Source organism: Actinomyces sp. MRS3W (assembly GCF_032465695.1).
Lineage (GTDB): Bacteria > Actinomycetota > Actinomycetes > Actinomycetales > Actinomycetaceae > Actinomyces.
In genome coordinates this window covers 1-6,252 of record NZ_JAWDJJ010000021.1, presented here as the reverse complement: position 1 = coordinate 6,252, position 6,252 = coordinate 1, and the positions used below count along the sequence as shown (strand labels likewise).

General features: G+C 71.1%; 6 protein-coding genes. All 6 read left to right on the top strand.

Features of this window, described 5'->3' with window-relative positions; translation table 11 throughout:
* Nucleotides 1-102 precede the first annotated feature (102 nt).
* The 6 genes from RWX45_RS00540 (at nt 103) to RWX45_RS00515 (ending at nt 6,168) form a co-directional block, all read left to right on the top strand.
* A complete protein-coding gene (locus RWX45_RS00540; RefSeq protein ID WP_316021845.1) occupies nt 103-654 on the top strand; it encodes a hypothetical protein in 552 nt (183 codons plus the stop codon).
* Between the two features lie 200 nt (nt 655-854).
* Nucleotides 855-2,228, top strand: coding sequence for a MurT ligase domain-containing protein (locus RWX45_RS00535; protein WP_316021844.1), 1,374 nt, complete (start codon nt 855-857; stop codon nt 2,226-2,228).
* Nucleotides 2,225-2,989, top strand: a complete 765-nt coding sequence (locus tag RWX45_RS00530) for a glutamine amidotransferase (protein ID WP_316021843.1) — start codon at nt 2,225-2,227, stop codon at nt 2,987-2,989. Before RWX45_RS00535 ends, RWX45_RS00530 begins: the two co-directional genes overlap by 4 nt.
* Nucleotides 2,990-2,994: 5 nt before the next feature.
* Nucleotides 2,995-3,486 carry an NUDIX hydrolase gene (locus RWX45_RS00525; RefSeq protein ID WP_316021842.1) on the top strand — a complete coding sequence of 164 codons (492 nt, stop codon included), beginning with the start codon at nt 2,995-2,997 and terminating at the stop codon, nt 3,484-3,486.
* A 193-nt stretch (nt 3,487-3,679) separates the two neighbouring features.
* Nucleotides 3,680-4,021 carry a FeoA family protein gene (locus tag RWX45_RS00520; RefSeq protein WP_316021841.1) on the top strand — a complete coding sequence of 114 codons (342 nt, stop codon included), beginning with the start codon at nt 3,680-3,682 and terminating at the stop codon, nt 4,019-4,021.
* Nucleotides 4,018-6,168, top strand: coding sequence for a ferrous iron transporter B (locus RWX45_RS00515; RefSeq protein ID WP_316021840.1), 2,151 nt, complete (start codon nt 4,018-4,020; stop codon nt 6,166-6,168). Before RWX45_RS00520 ends, RWX45_RS00515 begins: the two co-directional genes overlap by 4 nt.
* Nucleotides 6,169-6,252: the final 84 nt, after the last annotated feature.

Genomic DNA, 6,252 nt, shown 5'->3' with positions numbered 1-6,252 from the left:
GACCTTCTCCATCCCGGGCATCCACAACGTGCTCAACGCCTGCGCCGCCCTGACCCTGGTGCTTGAGATCCTGGGCGCGGCCCGACACGCGCCATCGACGTCGTGCGCTGCACCTGGGACGGCGGCACCGAGCGCTTCGTCGTCATGGCCGGCCTGGGCCTGGACGCCCGCATCATGGCCGACACCAGCGACGACCTCAAGCGGGTGCTCCGCTCGGGCGCCTACGTGGTCGCCGCCGTGCAGAACGCGGTGCCCCACCCCTTCACCGTCAACGTCGCGCTCGACGACGCCGACGCCGGCGAGCACCAGGTGGTCATGGCCCTGCTGGGCAACGTCGGCACCATCACCGGCGGCATGACGATCTTCCCGCAGGCCTCCCCCGACGACGGGCGGATCGACCTGCTGCTGACCGGCCCCAACCGGATCACCGACTGGGCCAAGGTCGGCGCGGGCATCCTCATCGGCCAGGACGTCAACGGCCTCAGCCATCACCAGGCCCGCAGACTCGCCATGACCACCACCGAGCCGGTGCCCTTTGAAGTCGACGGCGACGTCGTCGGGCAGACCCGCAGCCTCGTGGCCGAGGTGGAGCCGGCCGCGCTGCACGTCGTCGTCCCGCCCGCCACGCGCACTCACCGAAACCGGCACTCATGACGTGCCGAAACCGATTGATACGACGGCCCGAGCCCGCATTTCACGACCTTGGGGGATGGTTGACGACCCCGGGGTGGTCGTGAAACGTCCCCCAAGGTCGTAAATCGCAACTCTGGGCAGCTCTGGGCGGCTACACGCCCCGGGGCCGCAACGCTCATCTAGACTGAGGCGACTCGCCACCAACAACAGGCAGGAGCCCCATGCGTTCACGACTCACGGTCGCGCTCGGTCGCGCGGCCCGCGCGGCAGCACGCCTGCGCGGCGGCGGCTCCGGCGGCACCGCCTTCCCCGGCCTCGTCATGGAGAAGACCGACCCCGGCTTCCTGGCCCGCACCCTGGATCGGCTGCCGCACGGGGTGGTGCTCGTCTCCGGCACCAACGGCAAGACCACCACCACCAAGATGGTCGTCCAGTTGCTGCGCGACCAGGGGCTCAAGGTCTTCACCAACCGCACCGGCTCGAACTTCGTGCGCGGCGTACTGGCGGCCCTGCTCACCGAGGTCGACGCCGCCGGCCGCCTGGACGCCGACGTCGCCGTACTCGAACTCGATGAGGCGCACGCCGTCCACTTCGTGCGTTCCGTGCGGCCGCGCGCCGCGCTCATGCTCAATGTCATGCGCGACCAGCTCGACCGCTTCGGCGAGATCGACTACACCGCCTCGCTGCTGCGCAAGGCCGCCCTGGCCACGCGCGACGTCGTGGTGGTCAACGCCGACGACCCGCGCCTGAACGGGGAGCGCTTCCTGTCCGGTCTGAGCGCCCGCACCGCGGCCTTCGGGGTCGGCCCCGCCCTGCGCTCGGTGTTTCTCTCCGACGACGATCTGCGCGCCGGCCAGTCCTCCGGCCCCGACGCCGCAGCAGCATCCGACGGCGCTCAGGCCCCCGCCCCTCAGGCCAGCGCCTGTCCAACCCCGCGTGTGCGCCTGGTGGCGCTCGACGGCCCTACCGCCACCGTCGAGGTGGACGGCGCCGAGCACGAGGTGACCTTCTCCATCCCGGGCATCCACAACGTGCTCAACGCCTGCGCCGCCCTGACCCTGGTGCTTGAGATCCTGGGCGAGGGCGCCGACCTGCCCCGGCTGCTGGCCACCCTGGCGCAGATTCGCCCGGCCTTCGGCCGCGGCGAGGTCATCACCCTGGACGGCCGTCCCGTACAGCTGGCCCTGGTCAAGAACCCAGCCGGCTTCCGCATGAGCCTCATGTCCGCTCCAACTGCGCAGGCCCCCGCCGCAGACCGGGATCGGCCCGACGAGCTGGTCATGATCGCCATCAACGACGAGTACGCCGACGGCCGCGACATGTCCTGGCTGTGGGATGTCGACTTCTCCTCACTGCGAGACGTGGGCGTCGCCGTCGTCACCGGGGTGCGCGCCTGGGACATGGCGCTGCGGCTGCGCTACGACGAGGTGCCCATCGGCGCCGTCGAGCCGGATCTGGAGGCGGCGCTGGACGCCCTGCGCGAGCGCGCCGCCGCCGAAGACCGCCCCATGCGCATCTACACCAGCTACACCGCCATGCTCGCCCTGCGTGCCCGGCTCGGGCACCTCACCGAGGTCGAGGAGGTCATGAAATGAGCGCCGACCCCGTCGTTTACCCACACACCGGCCCCGCACCCGCCCGCGGCGCGATCCGCATCCTGCAGCTGTATCCGCGTGACATGAATATCTACGGCGACTGGGGCAACCTGCTCACGCTCGCCCGCCGCAGCCAGTGGCACGGCTACGACGTCGAACTGCTCTCCTACAACAACGGCGACACGCTGCCCGATGAGGTGGACCTCGTCGTCGGCGGCGGCGGCCAGGACTCCGGGCAAGAGCGCATCAAGAAGGACCTGGTGAGCATCGGCCCGCAGCTGCGCGGTTGGGCGGCCGACGGCGTGCCCATGCTCGTCATCTGCGGCCTGTACCAGCTGTTCGGGCACCGCTTCGTCACCGGCGAGGGCTCGGAGATACCCGGCATCGGGCTGTTGGATGCCGAGACCGTGGCCGGGCCGGGGCGGCTCATCGGCAACATCGTCCTGGACTCCCCCACCTTCGGCCGGGTGGTCGGCTATGAGAACCATTCCGGGCTGACCAGGCTCGGCCCCGGCGCCGAGCCGCTGGGCAGCGTGCGCTCCGGCGACGGCAACAACGGCGAGGACGGTACCGAGGGCGCCCGCGTCCACAATGTCATCGGCACCTACCTGCACGGCCCCCTGCTGCCGAAGAACCCCGCAGTGGCCGACTGGCTGCTCGAGCGCGCGGTCACCCTGCGCGGCGGCACCTGGGATCCGCTGCCCATCGACGACGCCGACGCCCGCCACGCCAGCACGGTCGCCGCCTCCCGGCCGAGGTGAGGCCCGTGGCCACACCCGACTTCATCATCGAGCTGCGCGAGAAGATCGGGCACGACCAGCTGTGGTTGCCCGGCGTGAGCGTCGTCGTCGTTGCCCCGGACGGCCGCCTGCTGCTCGGGCGGCGCACAGACAACGGCGCCTGGGCCGTCGTCTCCGGTATCCCCGAGCCCGGCGAGCAGCCGGCCGTCGCCGCCCGGCGCGAATGCCTGGAGGAGACCGGCGTCGAGCCCGAGATTGTCGGGGTGGCCGGGGTCAGTGCCGGCAAGCCGATCACCTTCCCCAACGGGGACCGCTGCGTGTTCATGGACATCACCTTCGCCGCCCGGGCTGACGCCGCCGCAGTAGCCCGGGCGCACGCGGCCGACGAGGAGTCGACCGACGTCGGCTGGTTCCGCCCCGACGCCCTGCCGACGCCGCTGGTCGCCTCCACCCCGGGGCGCATTGACGCCGCCCTGGCCTGGCTCGCCAACCCCGCGTCCGGCGCGCGCTTCCAGTGATCTGGCGCTTGACGCCGTCGCCGCCACCAACGTGCTCCGGACCACAGGATTTCCACCGGTGCTTACCACAACCTATCTTTGACTGCGCGAGCGGCTACCAAGCCCGCTCCGAACCGCGACCCGTTCGGTCATCCCGGCCGATCCGTGCCGACTGACCCGCGCCGCGAGCGTCACCAGGACCAAGGAGTCAGACATGGCCGCATCCACCACGGCCAGCACAACAGCATCCGGGAGCGCCGCCGCAACCGTCCCCCTGCCCACCCTGCACCGCGGCACGCACGCCCGCATTATCGCCGTATCCGCCTCCCGCGGTGAGGCGCTCGCCCGCCGCCTGGCCGACCTCGGCTTGGAGCCCGGCCGCGAGATCGAGGTGGGTCGCTGCGCCCCGCTGGGCGACCCGACCGTCTACCACGTTGCCGACTACGAGATCAGCCTGCGCCGCCGTGACGCCGCACTGGTGTCTGTGGAGGTCCTGGCACCCGCCGCACCAGCACCCGCCGCCTCGAAGGCGGACACCCCGGAGACCACCGTATGAGCGCCTCCGTTAACGCCGAGACCGCCGCGAGCGAGACACACATGCCACCCCATCACGACTCCTCCTGCCACGGCGTCCGCGCCCATGGCTCCGGCCCCGTTGACGCCGACGCCGCGGTCCGCATCGCCCTGGCGGGCGCCCCCAACGCGGGCAAGACCTCCATCTACAACACGCTGACCGGCCTGCGCGCCAAGACCGGCAACTACCCGGGCGTCACCGTCTCCCGCTCCCTGGGCACCTGCGTGCTCTCCGCCGCCGACACCGGTGACGGGTCCGTCACGCTCGCCCTGGAGGACCTACCGGGCGCCTACTCGCTGGAGCCCATCAGTCCCGACGAGCAGGTCGTCCATGACGTGCTGACCGGCCATTACGCCGGCGTGGAGCCGCCCGACGCGCTGCTGGTGGTCGTCGACGCCACCACCCTGTCCCGCTCCTTGGGGTTCGTCGCCCAGGCGCTCGCCCTCGGTCTGCCCACCGCCCTGGCCGTCACCATGACCGACGAGCTGACTCGCCGCGGCGGGAGGCTCGACGTCGAGGCCCTGGGCGCGGCCCTCGGCGTGCCCGCGGTGCGGGTCATCGGCAACCGCACCACCGGCATCCCACAGCTGCGCCGCACGCTCGCCTCCTGGCATGCCTGGTCGCGGGCGCCGATCGCGCCACCGACCAGCGGACCGGAACGGGCCTCGTGGGTGGCCTCGATCCTCGCCGCCGCCGACTACGCCGCCCCGACACAAGACTCACGCACCGCCGCCGTCGACCGGGTACTGCTGCACCCCGTGTGGGGCACGCTCGTGTTCTTCGCGGTCATGTTCGTGTTCTTCCAGTCGATCTTCACCTGGGCCGCCCCCTTCCAGGACGCCATCGAGGCGGGTTTCGACGCGCTGGGGGAGGCGGTCCACACCTGGCTGGACGGTCCTGCCCCACTGCTGGCGGGACTACTGGCCGACGGCGTCGTCGGCGGAGTGGGCAGCGTGTTGACGTTCCTGCCGCAGATCGCCATCATGTTCCTGCTCATCGCGCTCATGGAGGGTGTGGGCTACATGTCCCGCGCCGCCTTCCTCATGGACCGGGTCATGAGCCGGGCCGGGTTGGAGGGCCGCGCCTTCGTGGCACTGCTGTCCTCCCTGGCCTGCGCCATCCCCGGGGTCATGGCCACCCGCACCCTGCCCAGCGCCAAGGACCGCCTGGCCACCATGCTGGCCGCGCCGCTCATGACCTGCTCGGCGCGCCTGCCCGTCTACATCATCATGATCTCCCTGCTGGTCGGGCCCGAGCAGCGCATCGGCCCCTTCGGCGCCGCGGGCACGATCATGTTCGGGCTGTACCTGGCCGGTGCGGTCGCGGCCATGCTGGCCGCCTGGCTGGTCAAGCGTCTGACCGACCGCGGCGGTGTGCTGCTGCCCTTCTACATGGAGATGCCGCCCTACCGGCTGCCGCGCGCCCGCACGGTGGTCATGATGGTGTGGGATGCCTGCAAGGGGTTCCTCAAGAAGGCGGGCACGATCATCCTGGCGGCCACCGTGGTGGTATGGGTGCTACTCAACGTCCCGTCCCGCTCCGAGGCTGATTTCTCCGCCCACTGCACCGCCGACGCCGAGTGCGCGGCCATCGCCTCCGCCGTGGCCGACCCCGACTCCTCCACGGTGCTGGACGACGATGGCGCCACCGTCACCGACCCCGCCGAGTTGGAGACGCTGCTGGACGCCCAGCGCACCAGCTACACCATGGACTCCTCGCTGGCCGCCTCCATCGGCAAGGCGATCCAGCCCATCTTCGAGCCGCTTGGCTTCGACTGGCGCCTCAACGTCGCCGTCATGTCCTCCCTGGTCGCCCGCGAGACCGCGGTGGCCACCCTGGGACAGATCGCCGCCGCGGGCGACCCCGAGAATCCCTCGGCACAGCTGGCGGCGATGACCTATGCGGAGGACACCCTGGTGGCCCGTGCCGGTGAACCGCTGTTCAACCCGGCCACCATTGCGGCCGTGCTGGCCTTCTTCGTCTTCGCCATGCAGTGCATGGCCACCGCCGGGGCGATCCGCCGCGAGACCGGCACCTGGAAGTGGTCGGCGATCGCCTACGGCTACCTGTTCGTCCTCGCCTGGGTGGCCGGGGCGGTCGCCCACGCCGTCGTCGCCGCCCTGGTCTGACCGCACCCCCTCACCGAGACCGGCACTAATAACATGCCGAAACCGGCACTTGTAACGCACCGAAACCACCACATATGACGTCAC